Origin of the sequence: Streptomyces rubellomurinus (assembly GCF_000961885.1) — a bacterium.
Lineage (GTDB): Bacteria > Actinomycetota > Actinomycetes > Streptomycetales > Streptomycetaceae > Kitasatospora > Kitasatospora rubellomurina.
Genome location: NZ_JZKH01000356.1, coordinates 1 through 325 on the forward strand (window position 1 = coordinate 1; position 325 = coordinate 325).

1 protein-coding gene is annotated in these 325 nt (G+C 70.2%); it reads left to right on the forward strand.

Translation table 11 applies throughout. The annotated features are described in order from the left end of the window. Positions 1–325 (forward strand): amidohydrolase family protein (locus VM95_RS38185; RefSeq protein WP_045706327.1); only part of this gene is annotated, 325 nt, incomplete at both ends.

Here is a 325-nt window from a genome sequence, read left to right on the forward strand (position 1 = left end):
GGTCTGGGGCGTCGGCGTCAACTCCCCCTGGGCACTGCGGCACGCCTTCAACGCCTTCGACGCCTGGCCCGTCAACATCGGCTTCCTCGGCCGCGGTTCGTCCTCCGACGAGGCCCCGCTGATCGAGGCCCTCGCCGAGGGCGGCGCCTCCGGCTTCAAGGTGCACGAGGACATGGGCGCGCACACCCGCGCACTGGACACCGCGCTGCGCGTCGCCGAACAGTACGACGTCCAAGTCGCCCTGCACACGGACGGGTTGAACGAGTGCCTGTCCGTCGAGGACACCCTCAAGGTGCTGGAGGGCCGGACCATCCACGCCTTCCAC